This is a genomic window from Streptomyces sp. NBC_00459 (assembly GCF_036013955.1).
Classification (GTDB): Bacteria; Actinomycetota; Actinomycetes; order Streptomycetales; family Streptomycetaceae; genus Streptomyces.
Genome location: NZ_CP107903.1, coordinates 4,544,319 through 4,564,217 on the forward strand (window position 1 = coordinate 4,544,319; position 19,899 = coordinate 4,564,217).

Annotated in this window: 15 protein-coding genes and 1 pseudogene; 5 read left to right on the forward strand and 11 right to left on the reverse strand. The window is 64.3% G+C overall.

The window, feature by feature from the left end:
- The first annotated feature begins 367 nt into the window (after nucleotides 1-367).
- The gene (locus OHN74_RS19860; RefSeq protein WP_327695904.1) at nucleotides 368-1,798 is read left to right on the forward strand and encodes a glycoside hydrolase family 43 protein; all 1,431 of its coding nucleotides are present in this window, start codon (nucleotides 368-370) and stop codon (nucleotides 1,796-1,798) included.
- 619 nt (nucleotides 1,799-2,417) lie between these two features.
- Here the strand turns inward: OHN74_RS19860 and OHN74_RS19870 are convergent.
- The 3 genes from OHN74_RS19870 to OHN74_RS19880 all read right to left on the reverse strand — a co-directional run bounded on the left by OHN74_RS19870 (nucleotide 2,418) and on the right by OHN74_RS19880 (nucleotide 4,355).
- Nucleotides 2,418-2,639: a type II toxin-antitoxin system VapB family antitoxin gene (locus OHN74_RS19870; RefSeq protein ID WP_327695905.1), complete on the reverse strand. Its 222-nt coding sequence runs from the start codon at nucleotides 2,637-2,639 to the stop codon at nucleotides 2,418-2,420.
- Nucleotides 2,640-2,900: 261 nt separating this feature from the next.
- Nucleotides 2,901-3,338 (reverse strand): ATP-binding protein, encoded by a 438-nt coding sequence (locus OHN74_RS19875; RefSeq protein ID WP_327695906.1) that lies wholly within the window; start codon nucleotides 3,336-3,338, stop codon nucleotides 2,901-2,903.
- Between the two features lie 276 nt (nucleotides 3,339-3,614).
- The gene (locus OHN74_RS19880; RefSeq protein WP_327695907.1) at nucleotides 3,615-4,355 is read right to left on the reverse strand and encodes a GntR family transcriptional regulator; all 741 of its coding nucleotides are present in this window, start codon (nucleotides 4,353-4,355) and stop codon (nucleotides 3,615-3,617) included.
- An 87-nt stretch (nucleotides 4,356-4,442) separates the two neighbouring features.
- Here OHN74_RS19880 and OHN74_RS19885 point away from each other — a divergent pair, with 87 nt between their 5' ends.
- Nucleotides 4,443-5,558 (forward strand): DUF1152 domain-containing protein, encoded by a 1,116-nt coding sequence (locus OHN74_RS19885; protein WP_327695908.1) that lies wholly within the window; start codon nucleotides 4,443-4,445, stop codon nucleotides 5,556-5,558.
- 385 nt (nucleotides 5,559-5,943) lie between these two features.
- On the opposite strand, the pseudogene OHN74_RS19890 reads toward OHN74_RS19885, so the two are convergent.
- The 4 genes and pseudogenes from OHN74_RS19890 to OHN74_RS19905 form a co-directional block, all read right to left on the reverse strand.
- Nucleotides 5,944-6,861: pseudogene (locus OHN74_RS19890) on the reverse strand (IS481 family transposase); the annotation flags it as partial.
- A 705-nt stretch (nucleotides 6,862-7,566) separates the two neighbouring features.
- Nucleotides 7,567-8,403: a protein kinase domain-containing protein gene (locus OHN74_RS19895; protein WP_327695909.1), complete on the reverse strand. Its 837-nt coding sequence runs from the start codon at nucleotides 8,401-8,403 to the stop codon at nucleotides 7,567-7,569.
- Between the two features lie 77 nt (nucleotides 8,404-8,480).
- Nucleotides 8,481-8,924 (reverse strand): glycine-rich domain-containing protein, encoded by a 444-nt coding sequence (locus OHN74_RS19900; protein WP_327695910.1) that lies wholly within the window; start codon nucleotides 8,922-8,924, stop codon nucleotides 8,481-8,483.
- 253 nt (nucleotides 8,925-9,177) lie between these two features.
- Nucleotides 9,178-9,420 carry a hypothetical protein gene (locus OHN74_RS19905; protein WP_327695911.1) on the reverse strand — a complete coding sequence of 81 codons (243 nt, stop codon included), beginning with the start codon at nucleotides 9,418-9,420 and terminating at the stop codon, nucleotides 9,178-9,180.
- A gap of 114 nt (nucleotides 9,421-9,534) precedes the next feature.
- Between OHN74_RS19905 and OHN74_RS19910 the strand changes: the two genes are divergently transcribed.
- Nucleotides 9,535-10,875, forward strand: coding sequence for a helix-turn-helix domain-containing protein (locus OHN74_RS19910; RefSeq protein WP_327695912.1), 1,341 nt, complete (start codon nucleotides 9,535-9,537; stop codon nucleotides 10,873-10,875).
- Here the strand turns inward: OHN74_RS19910 and OHN74_RS19915 are convergent.
- Both OHN74_RS19915 and OHN74_RS19920 read right to left on the reverse strand, forming a co-directional pair.
- The gene (locus OHN74_RS19915) at nucleotides 10,853-11,386 is read right to left on the reverse strand and encodes an NUDIX hydrolase (protein WP_327695913.1); all 534 of its coding nucleotides are present in this window, start codon (nucleotides 11,384-11,386) and stop codon (nucleotides 10,853-10,855) included. The two genes, OHN74_RS19910 and OHN74_RS19915, sit on opposite strands and share 23 nt — an antisense overlap.
- Nucleotides 11,387-11,522: 136 nt before the next feature.
- Nucleotides 11,523-15,260 carry an NACHT domain-containing protein gene (locus tag OHN74_RS19920; protein WP_327695914.1) on the reverse strand — a complete coding sequence of 1,246 codons (3,738 nt, stop codon included), beginning with the start codon at nucleotides 15,258-15,260 and terminating at the stop codon, nucleotides 11,523-11,525.
- A 611-nt stretch (nucleotides 15,261-15,871) separates the two neighbouring features.
- Between OHN74_RS19920 and OHN74_RS19925 the strand changes: the two genes are divergently transcribed.
- On the forward strand, nucleotides 15,872-16,381 hold the full coding sequence (locus tag OHN74_RS19925; protein WP_327695915.1) for an SMI1/KNR4 family protein: 510 nt from the start codon (nucleotides 15,872-15,874) through the stop codon (nucleotides 16,379-16,381).
- Between the two features lie 177 nt (nucleotides 16,382-16,558).
- Here OHN74_RS19925 and OHN74_RS19930 read toward each other — a convergent pair whose 3' ends face one another.
- On the reverse strand, nucleotides 16,559-16,885 hold the full coding sequence (locus OHN74_RS19930; protein ID WP_327695916.1) for a hypothetical protein: 327 nt from the start codon (nucleotides 16,883-16,885) through the stop codon (nucleotides 16,559-16,561).
- A 549-nt stretch (nucleotides 16,886-17,434) separates the two neighbouring features.
- Between OHN74_RS19930 and OHN74_RS19935 the strand changes: the two genes are divergently transcribed.
- Nucleotides 17,435-18,721: a hypothetical protein gene (locus OHN74_RS19935; RefSeq protein ID WP_327695917.1), complete on the forward strand. Its 1,287-nt coding sequence runs from the start codon at nucleotides 17,435-17,437 to the stop codon at nucleotides 18,719-18,721.
- Between the two features lie 20 nt (nucleotides 18,722-18,741).
- On the opposite strand, the gene OHN74_RS19940 is transcribed toward OHN74_RS19935, so the two are convergent.
- Nucleotides 18,742-19,488 (reverse strand): zinc ribbon domain-containing protein, encoded by a 747-nt coding sequence (locus OHN74_RS19940; RefSeq protein ID WP_327695918.1) that lies wholly within the window; start codon nucleotides 19,486-19,488, stop codon nucleotides 18,742-18,744.
- Between the last annotated feature and the right edge of the window lie 411 nt (nucleotides 19,489-19,899).

Genomic DNA, 19,899 nt, shown 5'->3' on the forward strand with positions numbered 1-19,899 from the left:
GCGTGAGCGCCGGGAGGTGTACCGGCCAGTTCCATTGACGGGCCCCTGATCGACATCTATCTTCTGCTCGAACTTGCGAACAGTGTTCGATTTTTCGAACCATGGCCGTCAAAGGAGACAGCCTGTGTTGCGTATGCGTCGCCGGCGCACTCCCGAGACGTCACCGCCGGCCCTCTCCGCCGCCTTCGCGGCCCGGCCCGCCACCGCGCGGCCCCGGGTCACCGCCACGCACACACGGGAACCTCGACCCACCGGCCACTGACCGCGCATCGCCGCGACGTCCCACCCCTCGCGGGAGACCGGCCCCGCTCCCCACCTCCTGCCATGCCCTGACCTGGTCCTCATGGCACAAAAGACGGGAATGCATATGCCAGCGGTATTTTCCAGAGTGGCGGCGGTATTCGTCGCCGCCTGCCTGCTCCTCACGGCCCAAGTCGTGACCACACCTCAACGGGCCGCCGCCGCGGACCCGGGTTACCTGATGACGCACTTCATCGGGGAAGGGGCGACCGGTCAGCAGATGTACTTCTCGTACAGCGCGGACGGTCTGAACTGGACCGACCTCAACGGCGGCGGGATGACCCTGCGTTCCACCGTGGGCACGCGTGGAGTGCGTGACCCCGCCCTGGTGCGCTCACCCGACGGCAGCAAGTACTGGATCATCGCCACCGACCTGTGCATCGACTGCGGGCAGACGTGGAGTCAGTCCATCAACGACGGCAGCCGCAACCTCGTGGTGTGGGAGTCGACGGACCTGGTCACCTGGTCCGCGCCGTGGCTGCTCAACGTCGCCGGCGCGATCCCCGACGGGCGCAACGCCTGGGCGCCGGAAGCCATCTGGGACCCGGCCAGCAACGACTACGTCCTGTACTGGGCGACGAACAAGCCCCTCAACGGCGCGACGAAGCACCGCATCTACTACGCCCGCACCAGCGACTTCCACACGATCACCACCCCGCAGATCTACATCGAGCGTCCCGGCACCCAGGAAATCATCGACACCCAGATCGTCGAGGTGCCGTCCGGCGTCGGCAACTACCGCTACGTACGGGCCTCCGGCGACGGCCAGATCACCCTTGAGGGCAGCAACTCGATCCTCGGCACCTGGACCAGCCTGGGCAACCTGTCCGGCATCGGCCTGACCGGTTCGCAGGTCGAGGGCCCGATGTGGATGAAGTTCCGCGACCGCAACGAATGGACCCTCTACCTCGACCAGTACGCCGCCGGAAAGGGATACATGCCGGTCGCGACGACCAACCCGTCCACCGTCGGCACCTACCACCTCCCGACGTCGGGCACCTACTCCATGGGCGGTACCAAGAAGCGCCACGGCTCGATCCTGAACCTGACGGCCGCCGAGGACGCCCGCATCCAGGCCCGCTGGGCCAACGTCCCGGCCAAACGCCTGCAGTCCTTCAACTACCAGGACCGCTACGTCCGTCACACCAACTTCGACGTACGCATCGACCAGAACGTCACCAACGACGACGCCAAGTTCCGCCCCCGCCCCGGCCTCGCCGGCACCGGCACCGTCTCCTTCGAATCGGTCAACTTCCCCGGCTACTACCTGCGCAGCGACGGAACCGACTTCCAGCTCGTCTACAACGACCGCACCACAGCCTTCGCCGAGGACGCCACCTTCCGCCAGGTCGCCGGACTCGCCGACGCCACCTGGTCCTCCTTCCAGTCCTACAACCACCCCGACCGCTACATCCGCCACTACGCGTACCAACTGAAGCTCGCAACGATCACCACAGCCACGGAACGCAGCGACGCCACCTTCCGACTGACGAGCTGACCCGACCGGGATGCCGGCGCCCTCGGGCAACGCCCCCTGCCGCCCGCCCGCGAGCGAGCGAGCGAGCAGGAAAGGCGCCGGCATCCCACCCACGACGGCAACGCGACAGACGTCCCGACCGGTTGCCAGTTGCCCGTTGCCCGCCACTACGTCGTTCTGGCCGACGAACGCAGAGAAAGCGCGGCCCGCATCCGCCGCGAGAAATGCGTCCGCCGGTGCGGACGCCCACTCACGACCGCGGCCTGACCAGAACGCTCCGGCGGCGGTCACACCACCAGCGTGCCGGGCATGGAGGACAGACAGACCGTGATGGGCCGCGGTAGCGGCGATGACGAGGTCCACTGCCGAGGCGCTGCGATGTTCTCCGGCCCGGGCCATACGGTATTGCACCGCGCTGATCCAGCGTCCGGCGTTCTTCGGCACCGGGACGTCGGGGTAAAGGTCAGTGAACATCTCCGCGATCTCGTCGTACTCGCGACCGTCTCGGGCGCTGTACAGGAACTCGGCGCGCTGCACGAAGCAGGATGCGATGGCCCCGACATCGATCGCGTCGTACCAGGCCGATGCAGTTTCGGCTCGCGGAGCAACCGCACCAGTCCGGACGTGTCGAGCAAGCAGATCACCGGCTGTGCTTCTCTGCCTCGTGCAGACGGTCGGCATCCTCGACGGCGACCCACTCACACGCACGCTCGAAATGACGGCTGATGCGTGCCGCGCGTTCCTGCTGCTCCGCATAGAAGTTCAGAGCGAGATTGACCGCTTCCGTCTTGGTCCGGACGTGAGCCAGAGCCATGACGCGCTCCAAGGCGGCGTCGTCGATGTCGATCTGGGTCACGGACATAACCCGTACCTCCCGCGCGATGGTTGGTGATGTACATAGAAATACGTCACCACCATTTACGGGTCCACCTGTCAGCTCCGGTGTACGCAGTCGCGACAGATCCTCCAGACCAACCCCAGGGACGGTGCGGTCCGGTCGGTGCAGTTCAGAAGCCACGTACCGACCGAAGCACCGCCGCTTCCCAAGCTGAGGGTGCCAGCTCGATTCTCGTCACCAGCAACGAATCCCACAGGGCAGTACCAGCGGAAGGTATTCCTCTCGTCACGACGGCCAGGCATCGGCGACCACGAAGGAGACCACCGTTCCGCCGAAGCAACTGGGCCCGGAGTGCCAGGACTCCGCGATCGAGTCGACGAGGAGCAGCCCGCGCCCGTGTGCGTCGTTGGCGTCGGGGCACCGGAGCCGAACGTTCGCAGGGAATCCCGGGTTGTGCACCTCGATCCGCAACGAGGCCTCCTCCCGGAACCACTCCACCCGCACGACCCAGGGTTCATCGGCCTGCCCGTAGCAGATGGCGTTGGTGACCAGTTCCGAGATCATCAGCGCGCAGTCCTCGACCGAACAGGCCGGGTTGTACGGGGCGATGAACTTCCGGAACCAACGTCGGGCCCGCGGGACGGACTCCGGGGTCGGATGCAAGGTCATCGCTCCGAGCCGCGGCGAGTCCTCAGAGGGGTAGCGGTCGATCCTGTATGCCATCCGCGTTCACTCCTTGCCGCTGCCTTCGCAGTCGAGGCAGCGCCGCTTCGATGTGGCACGGGTGCGGTGGGCGGCAGCGGCAAGCGCCAAGGACGTACGCGAACCGACACGCTTGCAGCCGCGCTCCTGGCAACCCCGACAAGGTAGGTACGCTCCCTGGTCCGGCCGCTGACTCGTCACTCCGTGCACCCTTCCGGTCAAGTGGCCTTAGCCACTTACTGGATAGTGGCATTAGCCACTTGTGACGCGCAAGCAGTTCCTCGAAGTGACCAACCATCAGGTGAGCGGATACCCCTGCTCGAACGCCCAGCGGTGCGGCGGGTAGGTGGCCTCGGCGAACTCCAACGGCCGGTCCTGGAGGTCGAAGACGACATGATGCACGATCAAGACAGCCGCACTCGGCTCAAGTTGGAGGTCCTCCACCTCCTCACCGGTCGCCTGCCGGGCACACATACGGTCTTCGGCGTAACTCCCCTGCCGTCCCGTCATCTTCTCGACGTACATCAGGGTGCCCTCCTGAATCCGTTCCGGCTCCAGGAGCTTGGGCGCCCGCTGCCCGACGTCCGGCGCGAACCACGAGGTGGACAGCGTGATGGGCCCGTCCTGGTTGTTGGTCACCCGCCGGCGGTGCACAGCCCGACGGTCCTTCACCAGGCCCAACGCCTCAGCAACGTGATCCGGGGCATCCAGCCACCCGGCCGACGTGATCACCGCGTACTCGCCTGGCGTGTAGATCTTCCCGGTCTGCCTGGCCCGCCCGTACAACTCCCGTGCCCGCCGGTTCACTTCCAGACTGCGGACGTACGTGCCGGACCCCTGCCGCTTCTCGACGAGTCCCTGATGACTCAGCGCCTCCAACGACCGCGCCGCTGTCGGCCTGGACACCTTCCAGACCGCCGCCAACTGCCGCTCGGAAGGAACCTCGTCCCCCGGCCGAAGGTCGCCCCGAAGGATCTGATCGCGGATGAAGTGCGCGATCTGCAGATACTTCGGCTGCGCTTCCTCAATCTGAGGCATGTCTCCATCCCCTCCTCGTCCAAGTGGCTATAGCCTCTAGCCACTATAGGGTGATCGGTCAACGAGCCGCCCCGTACCCTTGGCCCCATGACGCGGTTGATCGTCGCAGCAGGAGGAGGGGGCGACGCAGTCGCCGCCTCCATGCTCGACGCGGCCCTGCACGGCGACAGCGAGCCGGCCGTGATCCTCACGTACGCGTGGGATCGCTTGCTGATCGACCCGGTACCGGGCCCCCGGGGACCCGCCGACTTCACCGGCCTCGAACTGCTCACCCCGGCCGTCTGGAAGGTGCCGGCAGAAGCCCGACCGATCGCCCCGGCAGGATCCACGCTCCCTCGACTGGCGGCAGAACTCCCGCACACCTTCGCCCTGATCGACCCGGGGAAGGGTGCCGAGGGCGTCACGCGCCAACTCGAAGAGCTGGTCACCTACTTGCAGCCGACCTCCATCGATCTCCTGGACGTCGGCGGCGACATCCTGGCCCGAGGCGACGAACCGACGCTGAAGAGCCCACTCGCCGACTCCCTGACACTGGCAGCATGCGGCCAAGTGAACGCCGCCATAAGCCTGTTGGTCGCAGGCCCCGGCCTCGACGGCGAACTGCCACACGAAGACCTGCAAGACATGCTCGGCCCGCGCGTCCACACCTTCACCGCTGAAGACGCCGATCCGATCAGCCCGGTCCTGGAGTGGCACCCCTCAGAAGCAACAGGCATGCTCGCGGCAACAGCCCGAGGCGTACGCGGCACCTGCGAGGTCCGAGACGCCGGACTTCCCATCCCCCTCACCGACGAGAGCCCGACCGTCCACGAGGTCGACCTGGACCATGCGCTTAGCCGCAACAAACTGGCCCGCGCCATCATGTCGACCACCACCCTCTCCCAGGTGGAAGCACTGAGCCGCGAGATCTGCGGCTTCTCGGAGATCGACTACGAGCGCAACAAGGCTCTCTGGCTCAAGGATCAACGGCCGGCGAAGCTCGACGCCGAATCGGTGCTGATCCAGCTCGCCCAGTTCGAGGCCGAAGCCCGAAGTCGCGGAGTCACTCACACGACGTTCCGCCATCTCACCGAGGTCCTGAACCTCGACGGCTCACAGCGCGATGAGCTGCGCCGACTGCTCATCAACAAACGACCGGAGCGGTACGCGGCGCCCCTCTGGAACATGGCCTCTCTCGATTCCGGCGCTGGGAGAGTCACTTGAGCACGTTGTCCAGTGACTTCGGGCTGGACAGCGTCCGAGACGCGGCAGGTACCGGGACCGAAGTCGACGTTGCCGTGCACCTACTCGACGGCACTGTCAGGCTATCGATCCTCTGGACACAGGAGATCCTGCTGTCCGCCGATGACGCCGAGCAGGTAGCCCAGGCCCTTCAACGCGCCGCGGAACAGGCTCGGAGCATCACGGCCAACGACACACCCGGCAGCACGACGTGTCAGACCGGACACCACAGAACCGAGTTGTCGGATCCCAGTTGATGCCTGACGTTTTCGTCCCAGGTGATGCTTGACGGTGGGCCTAGACAACATGGGAAGCCCCGTGGGGCTTGTTCGCCTTCACGTTACGGACCGGGACGTCGGTCGTGCTCGGGCACCGGGGTGAACCGGTCGCCAGGCGAGTCCATGTCCAGCGCCTGATGCGGCCGCGAGGCGTTGTACTCCTCGACCCACGCATCCAGCGCCGTCTGAGCCGCCCCGATGCTCTCGAACGCCCCGCAGTCGTCGAGGAGTTCACGCCGCAGCGTCTGATGGAACCGCTCGACCTTGCCCGTCGTGGTCGGCGACGCCGGCTGGGTGAGCCGGTGCGCGATCCCGTTCTCCCGGCAGATCCGGTCGAACAACACCTCACCGCCCTGCCCGAACCGGTCGGTGAACTGCTTTCCGTTGTCCGTGAGCACCTCTTCCGGCACCCCGAACGTCCGCAAGGCCCCGGCGAACGCGGAGCAGACCGCCCGCCCGGTCGCCCGCTCGACCACCGACGCGATCACGCAGTACCGGGAATGATCATCCACCCCGGTCACGACCTTGGCCTCGGACAACTCCCCAGTGACCGGGTCGACGAGCATCACCCCGCCGACGATGTCCATCTGCCACAACTGCATCGGCCGATCCCGCTGCCAGCGCTTGTAATCCGACCGCTTCCGCCGCCGCACACCCGGCTCCACCAGGCCATGCCGCACCAGGATCCGATACACCGTCATCCGCGACGGCACAGGCGCCACCGCCCCCGAACGCCCCAGCACATGAGCGATCCGCCGCGGACCCCACCGAGGATGCTCACGCCGCAGCTCACACACGGCCGCCTCCACCTCGGCAGAAGCCTGATGCGGACACGAAGCTGGCCTACGCGAACGGTCCGCCAGCCCGGCCAGACCGGAGGCCTCATACCGGGACTTCCACCCGCTGACCGTCTGCCGGGACACACCAAGCGACGCGGCAACCTCCGTCACCGTCGCGCCCGCCAGCACCGCAAGCACAGCCCGGTATCTCTGCTCGACAACCGACAACTCCACCAGAGCCAATCCCGGCCTCCCGCCACACGCCGCAACGACGCGCACAGCAAAGCCGATCACGGCCACCGTCAACCATCAGCTGGGATCGAACTGTCAAGCATCTACCGGGATCGGACAGGCCGCTGCCCAGCGTGCTGTTCAGAGTTTCTTTACTGGATCAAGGCGGCCCGCCTACGGCGTGCCGCGCGCGCTGGCGGCCACGGGCCGCCGCCGCTCCCTGTCTCCGCCACCGCTGCGGCGGCCCCCGGCCACTCAGCGCGCAGTCCCGCCAAGGCAGACAGCCAGGCCAGGAAGCAACTCGCCCAGCCCGAGCACGCACGACCCCGCCGTCCGGGTGGCCGTCGTTTCGAAACCGGGAAGCGTGGCTGATGCCGGTACGGGGTTGCTGGAGGCATACGTGACGGGTGCTTGTTCGGCGCACTCGCCGTCTTGGCTCACTTTCGGTGGTGCAGGTCAGAACTGCGCTTCCAATGACCGCCTTCAACCGCCGCCCTCTCTAACTCAACAACAGCTGACGGGGGTTGCCGCCGCACCCGAATCCGAGCACGCCGACCGCCCCGGTACCATCGGCACCGGGGTCCTGATCAGGGCTTCCACGACCGGACCACCCGGAATGCTGTCCAGGCTGAGGGGTGGTCCGGTCCTTTGTTGTTGGCGTCCGCGCGCTCTGCTGACGTGAGGCGGACCGGGTTTTCGGGATCAGGTCAGGGCTTTGACCACCTCGGGGATGGTGGGCCGATCCCCCGGGGAATGACTGAGCATCGCGTCGACCAATTCGCCTAGCTCACCGGGCACTTTCACGGGCCGACGTCGGCCGTTGGCCACTGCCTGTCGCTGCACGGGTCGTGGAGCGTCGTCCGGGTACTCGCACGCCCGCCAGCCCGTGGCGGAGATGAGCAGCGAGGCCCCGAGCGCGTAGACGTCGGCTTCCTGCGTCGGCTCCGCTTCCCCGGTGTCGAGCACGCTGCGTGCGATCTCTGGTGCTTCGTAGTGGACGAGGCAGCCGCGGAACGGGAAGTCGTGCCCCTCGGGTACGTGGCCGCCGTGGGCAAGGGCGAGGTCGATGAGGTGTGTTCGTTCGGGCCCGATGATGAAGTGGGCAGGCTGTACATCGCCGTGTGCCCAGCCCTTGGCGTGGAGGTCGGCGAGCGCTTCGGCGCATTCCAGTGCTTCGCTGGTGTGCGGTGCGATGGGCGAGTCCTTCGTACGGCAGCGCTCCCACAGCCGGTACAGGTCCGGCCCTTCGTGCCACGGCTGGAAGTTCCACGTGCCGTGCTCCCACTCGCCGTACGCGATTCCCTCAACGCCGAGGCGAAGCAGAACGGCACCCTCGCGCGCCGGCGCGAGCGCGGTCCAGGGTTGGGCAGGCCAGTCGGCCGTAGCCTCGATCGGATAGCCGATCTTCACGGCGTAGTGGCCCCGGTGGCTCTCCACCTCCCAGACCGTGGAGCCTCGACGGTTGATGACCATGCGCTGAGTCGTGGGCATGAGTGCGTCGAGCACCACGATCGGCAGTTCAGGAGTTGAGCCCGGCAACGTCTCTTCCCTTCCAGGTTCCAGGCGAGCGCGGCCGACCACGAGTTCGGGCCGGCCGCGTCGCTGTTGTCGTGTGGCTAGGCCTGACCGTACGGTCGGCCGCAGTCCGAATCGCACTGCGCGAGATTCACGCCGTTCACGGTCCACAGGTCGTCGAAGACCATGAACCCGGCCGCCTTCATGGCGCGTGCGGAGGCGGCGACCATCTCAGGGTCGCGGGCGCCTCCACCCGGCTTCGGGTTGTGGTGAAGGAAGCGGCCCGCGTACCGCTCGCACAGCGCGGCGTACTCCTTCGTGTGCAGGATGAGCGCGTGGAGGCCGAGGTCCACGTCATCGGACGGGACCATGGGAACGGTGGCGGTGGCCGCCGCGACCAGGAACGCAACCGCCTGATCCGCGATCCGCTCCGCGCGCTCGGCCGACTGCCCGTTGTGGATGACCACGAAGTGGGCGAGGCTCTCGAACAATTTCTCACCAGCCGCCGCGCGACCGGTCCGCTGATCGTTCGCCGTTGCCGTCATGTGCAATCTCCCGGTGTGAGGTGGTGCGTGGCATGGGCATGCCGCCCTGATCGCCGAGCTGGGCTCTAGCAGACGATCAGGGGGCAGGTTTGGAAGGGCCGGCCCCGGACGGGGACGGGGGAGCCGCGAACGGGCACCCGTCCGGGGCGGCCGGTCTATTGGCGGATACCGAGGGTCGCGCCGATCACCAGGCCGCACGAACCGCTGATGCAGATGCTGAAAAGGACTCCCGCGTACCGGCCGATGGCGCGCATCACAACCCACCCAGACTGTTGCCGTTCTTGATGGCCAGACGTGCGCTTAGTTCCTCCCGCGCACTGAGCGCCACCACGTTGTCCGATACGGCATCCCACTCCAGGCCGCCACGGATCGGCCGCATCTGCACACGGCCCCCGAACTCGCCCATGACGACACCGATACGGTCCCTGACGCTGTCCTTGGCCAGTTCACCGACACCTGGTCTGGTCTGCTGATTGCTCGCCATGCACACGAGCATCGCGAACCGGGTGCCCCCGCCAAAAGGTCAGGCTGATTACCCAACTTGGGTAACATCGCGGCAAGTAGAGAATCAGCGACGTTGCGTAGCCCTCGCAGGGTGGGAGCTTGCCCGATGCCCGACGCCGACCGGCCGCAGGAACTGCCTGCCAGGCTGCTCACCGATCCCGAGATGATCAACGCGTGCCGGGTACGGGACTTCGGCAGAGTCTTCCGGCTGGTGAAGGTACGGGCGGGCATCTATCCGTCGATGATCGCCAGGCGATGTGAGCTGACACCCAGCCGAGTCGGTGAAGTGATTGCCGGGCGCCGTCAGTTGCTGCACATGGACGTCGTCGAACGCATCTCGGACGGCTTGCGCATCCCAGGGCACATGCTCGGGCTTGCCCGTCGCCCCTGGGAGACGCCCCAGGCTCTCGTGGTCACCCAGCGAGAGGCACCGCAAGTGCCGGAGCCAGAGCAGCAGACACCCGCGTCTCTGCCGGGGCCGGACGTAGACAGCATCTTGGCGCTGGCCACACGAACGAGCCTCAGCACCGCCACACTTGCCGCGTTCCGATCGTCCATCGAGGACTACTGGCGACGGGACGACCAGCACGGCGGCGAAGCTCTGAGGCCGGCCATTGTCGGTCAGCTCCGGCATGTTGTGGGGCTGTTGAAGGAGAGCCGACCGCCGTCCATCCAGAACGGCCTGTACGGAATCGCGGCCGAGTTGGCGCGCCTCACCGGCTGGACCTACTTCGACGCCCGCCAGTACAACCAGGCCCGCGCGTACTTCACCGAGGCCCTGCAACTGGCCAAGGAAATCGACGACCGTCAGTTCATGGCCAACGTCCTGGCCTGCATGAGCTTGCAGGCCACGTACCAGGACAAGCCCGGGGACTCCCTGGCACTCGTGACCGCCGCTCAGGACCAGGCCCGCCCAGCTCTCGGCGCCACGCCGCGCGTCATGTCGATGCTGTCCATGCGTGAAGCCTTCGCCCACGCCACCCTCGGCAACCGAGACTCCACTCACCGGGCCATCGGGGAAGCGCACCGCCACTTCGAGCAGATCCAGGCGAATGATCCGGACCCATCATGGGTGACCTACTTCGACGAGCTGAAGCTCATAGTCGACACCGGCATTGCGCACGGCCGACTCGGGGAGGCAACGACCGCTGAGCCCTTGATCGCGGATGCTCTGCGGCGGGAGAACAGCACCAACCAACGTGGCCGGGCGTTTCACACGTTCTGGCTGGCCCGTACGCAGCTGGACCAGGGCAAGCTTGCCCAGGCTTGTCACACCGCCACGCAAGCTCTGGAGCCCGCCTCGGCGGTGTCCTCCGAGCGGGTGTCGGGCCATCTCCGGGAGTTCTACGAGCAGTTGGCTCCGCACAGGCGGGAGCCCGTAGCCCTGGCTTTCGAGGCACGGCTACGGGAACTCCTCCCACCGGTCAGCGGATCGCTTCGTCCATGAGCACGTACAGGAGGCCGACGAGGGATCCGCTGCTCACGATCTCGCGGCGGTCGATCATCCCGCGCACCTCGCTGAGGGGGATCCACTCGATGCGGTCGGACTCGTTCTTCTCCGTGGGTGGGCCGTCGTAGGTCGCGCCGTCCGCGCGGAAGACGTGGTGTTGCGAGTCGGTGATGCCGTTGGCCGGCTCGGCGTAGATCAGGGGCTTGATGGGGCCGGGGCGCCAGCCCGTTTCTTCCAGGACTTCGCGGGCCGCTGCCTCCTCAGGGGACTCACCTTCCTCGACCAGGCCCATGGGCAACTCCCAGGCCCACGAGTCCGTGATGAAGCGGTGCCGCCACATCATCAGCACCTCTTGACGGTCGTTGACCACAGCGGCCACGGCCAAGTGCCGGAGACGAACGACGTGGTACTCCCACCTGCGCCCGTCAGGCTGCTGGACGTCGACCAGACACAGGTTCACCCACTTATTGGTGTAGATCTGCCGTTCGCCATGGGTCTTCCACTGCATGAACGCCGCCCCTCTCACACGATGCGTCCAGCATCTCAGACGGGGGGCCAGCCGTCCGTAAGATTAGCGTCACAGTGACGATTTAGTTTTCGTGGAAGCATCCTGATGGCTTGGCTGCGACATGACGTATGCCGCGCTACTCGAACCAATGGTCGCGACGGGATATTGCAGACAGCGAGGGTAGCTTTTCGATCATCGTTGCATTTGCCGCCTGTTGCGCTGCATCAACCAGCACAAAGGGAAACTCGAATGGGTTCTCCAATATCTCGATGATGAAACGCTTAGGGATCCGTTTTGACCCGTGGAAAGAGGCGACGGATTTCCTGAGTGGCGCACTGATGCTAGATCTAGCCTTTGGGAACATTTCTCTAATACGCGAAAGGTCCGCGTCGAGTTGATCGACCTTCCCTCTCCCGAGCACGTTAATAAGTTGGTTCGTCCGATAAGCGAGATCAACGCTCTCATGCTTCAGGCAAAGGGAACCTGCGTGGACCATAAGTGGTGCGGCATAATTTCGTTCAAACCTTTCCTCCAGCACAGGAAACATGCAGCCCGGGATGGTGTTAGGTAGTGCTCGAAATTCGACGCTGGTGAAGCGGCAAGGTGAAAAATCCTTATTGTTCACGACATGCTGGATCTTGATATTCTTCTGAATTAGCGACATCTGCCAAGGCTCGAGTGTCTGCCACCGCTGAGTAACCTCTGAGTGCAAGTCGCGGAAAGCCTGTGGAGGTGCCCACGAAACAAACATTGCAACCCGTGGCAGCAATCCCAGGGATTCGTCGGCCAAGAGATTCTTCCAATAAGCGAGGTCACCGCGCCTATTCCAACATCGAACTACAGCATCAATTATCTTGGATCCCGCTTTGTTTTCGAATGCTACGCTCAAAATAGGAGCCAAAAGCATGGATGTTTTCCAGGAAGTCCAGCAGTCAGAGCCGAGAATTGCTTCTGACTCTCGAATCAAAGCCAGGGCATTGTTGAATTCAGGTTCTCCTTCATTTGTCGGGAGACACTCGAAAAGCCTGAGCAGAGCTGTTAGTTCTTTGCGGAACTCTGGGTGCCGGCCCGGCACGCTCAGTGCCACCTCTGAAGGACGTTGGATCTGCCAATAGGGGACATCTGATGAAAGGAATTGCCAGACGTCATGGATGTACCGGCCTTCTGGGTTGGCTGGATAAGACAACATGGTATTACCAGCGGCAAGCCGAGTCAAAAACACCTCGAACCAATCAGGTCGCGAGAGTGCTATGTCTAGTCGGCCAGCTTCGAAGCATCTGATCCAAGATTCGGTAGAACCCGACACCAAATCGATCGCAGCCGACACATCTGTAATTGATGCCCCGCAATAAGCCTGCACGATAGAGCCTGAGCGAAGCCAGGATGAGAATTCACCGCTTCTCGCGTCCGGCCTATTTTCACTCCACCAATCGAAGCGATCATTCGGTTGCACCTGGGATCGCAGAACTGCCGCAAGTTCGTATGAAACCTCATCTGACTCAACATCAGGGTAAATTCGCATGGCTTCCTTGGCCATGGCCGGCAGGATGAAGCTATTGGGTGGGATTGGCGATGAGATCAATTCCCCGGACAGGAGCCGACCTACAGCGCGCAAGCTCAGCGGATCGGTGAGTTGATCTGCTAGCTGACGCGTGTCCCTTCTTGAGGAGTGAGTGACATGGTCTCCGAGGAGGGAAGCAACCAGTTCTCGGGGATGAGCCAGCAGTCGATAATCAGGATCTTCGCAAAGGTCGATAAGGTGTCTTGAAAGATCAGCTAGCTCTCCCTTGTCGTACCAGCCGCAAAAGAATCTGACTACGTTTAGCCAGTAGGGGTTCCGAATGATCGCTTCCAGCCTGTCCGGCCGGGACCCGGTCACGTCAGCTGCGTTACTATAATGCGGCGCTGTCTTGTAGAGATACGTGCCCGCAAAGAATTCTCGCATCGACTGAATTTCGAATTCAAACCTGCCCTGAATCCGCTCAGTTAGGGCAAATACGCGCTGCACACCTCTGAATAGAATGTCGATCAATTCTCTAGCTTCATCTTCTTCCTGACTCTCCAGGTAGTCCCTCATGAGCTGCTTCAGCTCATCTTTGCTAATATCCCCAGAACCTGAGGACTTTTCGTGTTCGCTGCGAGCATGCAAAATCCAGGCGATGTATCCATGAAGTTCCAAAAGAATCCCACGGTTTTCCCGAATAACAGGGTCCTTTGTGGCCTCACGGTCGAGGAATGTCGCCATGTATTGGTCATACAGAGCGGTCCGCTTGTCAGGTAGCGACCAGTCTCTAACATGCACAAGCCATAGGAGAATGGCCAACTGCATCGGGTTGCGGGCAAGATCCGCGACGTGTTTTTTTTGCAAACACTCACCAAGGACTCTCTTGAAAGTCGCCGAGTCGTGGACTGCAATTTTTTTACGGGTGATCCAGTCTTCGGCGTATTCCCAAATTTCCTCCTCGGCTAGGTCTGCAAGCGTCAGGTATTTGAAGCCCTGGCGGGAAAAAACAGCGGACTTTGTGCTAGATGAAGGCCGGCTCGTGACCATCACCTGAACGTCTGCACCAAAAGCCTGGAGGTTCTTGATGAACCCTTCTGCCAGTTCAATGATTTGTGATCGAACTTCGGTGTCGGGAACCTCATCCAGACCGTCCAGCATCAACAGTGAAGGTGTCTTCGCCATGATGGCAATCACGTCGTTGGCTGTGAGCTCAAGCCCGTCAGTTGAGTAGGCCGCGTGCGCTGATATGAAAGATGGGATTGATGGATAGACTGGTTGCTCCGATGAGGCGCTGAATCGACTTGGCCACGGGGACTCTCCTTGTAGCCACGTGCCGAGGTGGCGCAATTCGATTCTAATCGGTAGGCGAAGAGGCCCGGTGGTCAGTTCTTTTGGAACCTTTTCGAGATCGTCCAGTCGATCGAGTATCCGCGCTCGATAAATTTGCCCAATATACTGAACCAGCGTCGTCTTGCCCTGTCCTGGTGCCCCTTCGAGAACCACCTTCCCGAAACCTTCAACGAATCGTTCGTTTAGGAAGAGGCGTGCTGCCCTAACTGTGTAGCCTGCGTCATCCCGATCTTCGAATACCTGAAGGTGGGGATCCACGGAAGTTAAAAGTGAGTGCAGGTACCCAAGATCCAAGCCATGCTGTTGTACATTGACTGGGGTGTCTACAAAGTGATTTAGAACTGGAATCGGGTCAGTTTCCACCTGCTTGAACCGGAGGGACCCTTCTTCCTCGTACTGCTTGTGCAGGTAGAGGAGCATTGTTGAAACGCCTGGGTGAGAAGGTTGCAGCGATATACCAGAAAGTACGCTTGGGGCAGCGGCGGCAGGAAGGAGTGCCTGGAAGTATGCCCGTACGGAATCGATTCCGCGAAATAGGGAGAACTTGAAGATAAGATCTGAATGGCGACTGAGTCTAGCGTCGAGATCTTCGCGCCACCAGATCGTAGTTGGCAGAGGGAGATTTTTCGTCACCCAATCCTGAACCCGATCCCGGAGTCCGGAGTCCGGATGTGCTGTTGCGGATACATTTGTGACGAATGTGAAAAGTTCGGCTTCTCTTTTGGCGAGCCTCCTTACCTTGGGCAACTCCGCTTTTAGATTTGCGATGACCCATTTGTAATGTTCGTCCGCCGTGGGTGTGCCCAGTGGATTCCGCTCCCGAAATTTTGCCTGATACACTAATGTGTCTTTGAGGGAGCGGCTTGCCGGTCGAAGCGACATACCTACTGCGTCTCGACCGCCATCGGGGCCGGATATATTGAAGCACTGCACATTAGGATGCTCCGCTGTAATGAGGCTTTGTGTCAGCAGTTGAAAGCGCCGACCGTCCAACTGCTCGTATGGATACGTCTCGCCCACGTAGCCTGCTCCTCCCCGATGTGCCTGCTACTTATCGTGTCGTAAGAGCGTGTGGTCCGCACCCGGCTTCGGAAGACTGGTCCTCAGCGCACACCTCGTCCGCGACTTCCCTGAGGAGGCGGGTGCATCTGGTGCTGTAGGGGACTGGGTGGTGCTGGGAGCCGCGTGCATGGCGCAGCCAGCAAGCTGGCGGCGTTCGCTGACGGCAGTCGTGACGGCAACGACGGCACACACAGGCATCTCATCACCACCACCGGCAACCGACCTTGGGCAGAGCTGAGCCCTCGCACAGCAAGCCGCCCGATCCTACGGATCAGAAGGCATAACCTGTTGAGCGGTGAGGTCGTCCGCACGGTAAAGGCCGCGACCCGGGGTGCGACAAGGGTCGGCTGCCTCACCACTCAGAGCGTGCCAGTTCCGTGCCAGGTGGAGCGGGGAGCCACGGGGAATGGCGGGTACTGAACCGCTGGCGTTGAAGCAGTTCCGCACAGTCGGCCGCAGGTCAGGAGCCCAGCAGGCCCTAAAACACCTCAGCTTCCCAAGCTAATGGCGCGCGCCGGTGTGCGGAACAGACGTCGACAAGTCGAGCCGCGTGGCTGAGGATCTGCTGCGTGACCGATGACGAACTCCTCCTGGCCGTCCGTGCCCACGTGGCCGGCCGGGGGCTGCCTGGCCCTGCATCTGTGCAGGATGTCGCCGCTTTCGAGCAGATGGTGGGGCACCCGATGCCCGACTTGTTGAAGAGGATGTACCTCGAAGTCGCCAACGGCGGCTTCGGCCCGAAAAAGACGCTGTCACTGACCGACACCGGCAACTGGTTCAGCGACCGCGCCGACCTCACGATGGCCTACCAGGACTTCACAGCCGATCCCGATCACCAACTCCCGCCAGGGATCGTTCCCCTCATGGACCGCGGCTGCGCCATGTGGGCGCTGATCGACTTCCGGACCGCAGACGGGCAGATGTGGGACTGGGATCCCAACCTCTGCTGTCTCCCACACGCCCTTGCCCCGCTCGAACAGTCACTGGCCCAGTGGCTCACCGACTGGCTGCACGACGTGATGCCCGATGGACCCTACCCACACCGCGAACTGTCCAGCGGGGATTGCCCCGACCGGTGACGTCCGGGACGAGTACGCAGTCTCACTTTCCGTCTCATTCAGCAACGTTCACGGCCGTTCAGGCGAGACCCGACGTCGTCTCCGCACCGTCGACTGACCGCCCATGAACCCAGGTGAACGCCCCTCACTCAACCCACCACCCCACCAACCCAGTTAGAAAGCATGGCGAATGGAAGGTCAGTTCTCTTCTTCGCTCTCGTACATCCACGGACTGATCTCCCACGGAGTCTGAGCGCTCGACCGTTCCGCGACGTGGCCCGGGGGCATGCCGGCCAGGTCTGTGAGTGACGAGTCCCGAACGAGAACGTGATCCATGTGCGTCACGATCGACGCACCGTCGGCGTTCGGATCGTGGATGGTGTCGCACAAGAGCCAGTCGTCCTCGTCGTCATGGATCACCATCAGGGCTGGAAACTTCCCGTCGGCAACTGTCCGTTGAACGATGGCCAGCAACTCCGATGGGAAGGCCCCCGAGGGGAACGGCCAGGCGATGTCCGGTTGCATTGATCCCATGGACGCATACTCGTCTACAGGCAGAGGTCCGTCATACGCCAGGTCGTGACTCCGGGCTACGGAAGGCTGGTTGAGCGCAACTGCATGCGCGCCGACCACAAGCGCTCCAGAACCGGCGGGGAGCAGCGGGGAATCACGGTGAAAGCAGCCGAGCCCGACGAGGCCCTGGCCCAGCCGTTCGCCCAGTTCAGCGCGCCAACTGCGCACAAAGCACCGCAGCTTCCCAAGCTGAGAGTGCGAGTTCGATTCTCGTCGCCCGCTCCAGGACATGGGCCCAGGGCATTGGCCTGGGCCCATGTCCTGGCCTGGCCTGGCCGTCGTGATGACTCGTAGGCGACCACCACACCGGCGAAGTCGAGTCGAGGTCGCGCGGATCCGCTCGCTCGGCCCGGGACGACCCCTGCCCGGGCAGCGCTGCGGTCACGTGAGTGCCTTTGGCTTCGCGGCCGTTGGGCCGCCAGTGGGTGGGGCAAGGTGTGTTGCCCCACCCCTGCCCTTTCGTCCCTGGGATCCGCGGCCCCTGTCTCCTAACGTGAGTCCATGCGTTCCCATGAAGTCCCCGGGCAGCAGGCACACAGCACGCCGCATGTGACGCCTGCGCGGAACGACCGTGGTAACCGTGGGCCTCACTCCCCCGGGGCGTTGCAGGGCACCGCGGGCAACGCGGTCGTCTCTCGGATGATCACGGTGTCCCGGATGATGACCGAGGACGAGTTCAAGCAGGGCACGGGGGCGATCGCCGGGAGGCGCGGGCACTCCGAGATCACCAAGGTTGACCAGGCGCTCAAGGCGTTCTACGCCCTGCCGGACACCGGACAGGGCGCCCGGTGGCTCGCGCTCAGGGACATCATCAGGGCGTGCGGTGACTACGTCGCCCACAAGGGCGACGGAGGGTCGCGGGTCGGGGGCACCCGGCGGCTCGGCGAGCAGGCCGCAGCGGCGCAGGGGCAGTTGGACCCCGAGGCTGTCTTCCGGGATCTGCTGACCGAGATCGACCTTGCGATGAGCAAGGGGGAGAACCCGGACTACGACCCTCGTATGCAGGCCGGCGAGGCCCAGAAGGCGGCCCAGACAATCCCCGCGGACCGGTTCCACGCGATGATGGGCGAGTTCGTCCAGAAGCTGGGGGCGCTCCGCGACGACGAGACGCTGCCCGCGGAGACACACGCCGTCATCGGGGAACTGATGGCCGTAGTACCGCTGGTGACCGTGATGCAGTATCCGCAGGGTGGCATGGGGGGCATGAAGCTCGGCCCGGACGCCACCGATGACGACCCGGCCTTCACGTTCAACGTCGACACCCAGGCCAGGGGCGGAACCTCCTTCCTGTTGGGGCACATCGCCCATGAGCTGACCCATGTGGCGGCCCATCAGGCGTTCGGCAGCAGCCCGGTGATGGAGCTGGTGCAGTCCGGGGCGACCGACGAGGAGGTCGCGGCGCTGGCGGCGGAGCGCAAGCAGTCGCTCGCCGATCTGAAGGCGGCGCTGACCGGGAACCCCGAGTTCGACGACTTCCAGCAGAGCATGCTGAAGGAGAAACTCGTCTACGGCGGTCAGCCGCAGAAGCTGGAGATGTACGCGAGCTCCTTCGCGGCGGCGAAAAAGATCAGCGCCGAGCAGAAGGAGCGACTCGTCGGCTGGGGCAAGGCGGCCGGGGACGCGTCCGGCACCCTGGTCGAGTACGACACCGTGCTCAACCAGATGCTGATCTATCTGCACATGTGGCAGACCAGCCAGGACAACCCCTTCTACGTACTGCTGCGGGCGGCGGCCCGGACGGCGTACGACCGCCGGAGCAGCGCCCGTCGGCCTGCCTCGGACGGGTAGTCGGGTTTCGGGTTTCGGGTTCAGGTTCGCTGGAAGAACTCCACCTCTGCCAGGGCCAGTTGGCGACCCGAAGCCAGGCCGACGGGTGAGCGCAGGGTCAGGCGTATCGTCTTCACGTCGCTGATCCCGGTGGGGTTCGGCTGCTCGCCCGGTTTGTCGTTGAGGGTGAGTTGCTTGTTCTGGCGTTCGCCGTCCCACGTCGTCACCTCCACGTCCAACCGGAGGGCGCGTGCCTGACTGCGGTAGACCTCGGGGTTCTTGGACGGGCCGTTGGTGATGAGGATGTCGACCAACCGGAACGGCTTGCCGAAGGTGTACGTCACCGAGGCGCCGGGGGCGGGCGCGCCCCAGTAGCTGTTGCTCAGGCCGTCCGTGGTGTTCGTCGCCGGGTGCCCGGCAACCTCGGCGCTCGCCCTGATGTCCACCGGGGTCACGGGCTTGGGCTTGCCCAGTTTGTCCCGGGTGTCCTCGAACAGGGCGCGTCCGGCGGGGAGCAGCAGGAGAGCGCCGGCGCACAGCGCCACCACCACGGCCAGGATCACCAGCAGCCGCACCGCCCTGCCCGAACTCGCCCGCACCCGGCGGCGGAACGGCCACACGGTCCGCCACCACGGCAGCGGTTCGGGCTTCGCAGCGGGGTTCAGCGCGGTCGCGCAACGTCGGCAGAACCGACGCTCGGGCGGGTTGGGGGTGCCGCAGGAGGGACAGGGCGGGCCCGTCACCTCGTCGGGGGCCTCTGCGGGGCGTACGACCGGACGTGGGGCCACCGGCTTTGCGGGGCGTACGGGCTGGATGGGGACGGGGGTTGGGGTGTGGGTGGAACTCGAAGTGGGGGTGGGGGTGGGGGTGGAGGTGGTAGTCGTAGTCGGCGTGACGGGCGTGGGGGCGGTCGGGGGCGACGAGGGTGTCGGCGTGGCGGACTGCGGGGCGGCGTCGGGCCCGGGGGCATCCGGTGCGGCCGGGGGTTCGGCAGGTGTGCTCGGGGCCGACGACTCGGAGGACGTGCCGGCGGAGGACGTAGCAGGGGAGGACGTAGCAGGGGTCGGCGGCTCCGTGGGCGTACTCGATGCCGGCGGCTCCGCGCGTGTACCCGAAGTCGGCGGCTCCGCAGGCGTACCCGTAGCCGGCGTACCGGCAGGCGTACCCGTAGCCGGCGTACCGGCAGGCGTACCCGTAGC

Bases quoted from the DNA above. Each gene is read 5' to 3' on its own strand.
- OHN74_RS19875 (WP_327695906.1), bottom strand. From the start codon at position 3,338: ATGGCATACAGGATCGACCGCTACCCCTCTGAGGACTCGCCGCGGCTC.
- OHN74_RS19880 (WP_327695907.1), bottom strand. From the start codon at position 4,355: ATGCCTCAGATTGAGGAAGCGCAGCCGAAGTATCTGCAGATCGCGCAC.
- OHN74_RS19935 (WP_327695917.1), top strand. From the start codon at position 17,435: ATGCGTTCCCATGAAGTCCCCGGGCAGCAGGCACACAGCACGCCGCAT.
- OHN74_RS19900 (WP_327695910.1), bottom strand. From the start codon at position 8,924: ATGACGGCAACGGCGAACGATCAGCGGACCGGTCGCGCGGCGGCTGGT.
- OHN74_RS19910 (WP_327695912.1), top strand. From the start codon at position 9,535: ATGCCCGACGCCGACCGGCCGCAGGAACTGCCTGCCAGGCTGCTCACC.
- OHN74_RS19905 (WP_327695911.1), bottom strand. From the start codon at position 9,420: ATGCTCGTGTGCATGGCGAGCAATCAGCAGACCAGACCAGGTGTCGGT.
- OHN74_RS19885 (WP_327695908.1), top strand. From the start codon at position 4,443: ATGACGCGGTTGATCGTCGCAGCAGGAGGAGGGGGCGACGCAGTCGCC.
- OHN74_RS19915 (WP_327695913.1), bottom strand. From the start codon at position 11,386: ATGCAGTGGAAGACCCATGGCGAACGGCAGATCTACACCAATAAGTGG.
- OHN74_RS19860 (WP_327695904.1), top strand. From the start codon at position 368: ATGCCAGCGGTATTTTCCAGAGTGGCGGCGGTATTCGTCGCCGCCTGC.
- OHN74_RS19930 (WP_327695916.1), bottom strand. From the start codon at position 16,885: ATGCAACCGGACATCGCCTGGCCGTTCCCCTCGGGGGCCTTCCCATCG.
- OHN74_RS19870 (WP_327695905.1), bottom strand. From the start codon at position 2,639: ATGTCCGTGACCCAGATCGACATCGACGACGCCGCCTTGGAGCGCGTC.